At 47.3% G+C, this 514-nt stretch carries 1 protein-coding gene; it reads left to right on the forward strand.

Annotated features, from left to right (window positions below; all coding sequences use genetic code 11):
* Positions 1 to 505 (forward strand): carbohydrate-binding protein (locus R7190_RS30880; RefSeq protein ID WP_318138344.1); only part of this gene is annotated, 505 nt, incomplete at its 5' end.
* Positions 506 to 514: the final 9 nt, after the last annotated feature.

Genomic DNA, 514 nt, shown 5'->3' on the forward strand with positions numbered 1-514 from the left:
TGGTTACACTGCTAATCAAACGTTGCCAGCGTTTAATGTTGGCGAACTCAAGCAGCATGGATTTGTGATTAGTAATTCGGGAAATACTGCATTCACTGTCGAAAATGTACGCATTGGCGGCTCAGGAGTGACTGATGCAGCACTGATTGCCAACGATCAATGTTCTCAAACAACGTTAGCTGCAAATACGAGCTGTCATGTGGATGTGGAGTTTGGCGCATCACAAGCGGGTGAAGCTAGAGTGACGTTGAACTTTGGCGTTGATAAAACCAGTACGTTATATCAAGCGGTTGTGTCTGCAACAGCCAAATCGGTAACGTCGCCACCAACAGGAAGCTGTGCAAACGAATGGCAAGCCTCATCTGTTTACAATAAAGGCGATACGGTCACGTGGAATGGAAAAGTGTGGCAAGCACAATGGTGGACTCAAGGCGATAACCCAGCAGACTCTGGACCTTGGGGTGTTTGGCAAGAAGTTCGCGACGCACATTGCAAGTCTAACTAACAATCAAGC

Source organism: Vibrio sp. 1078-1 (assembly GCF_033340475.1).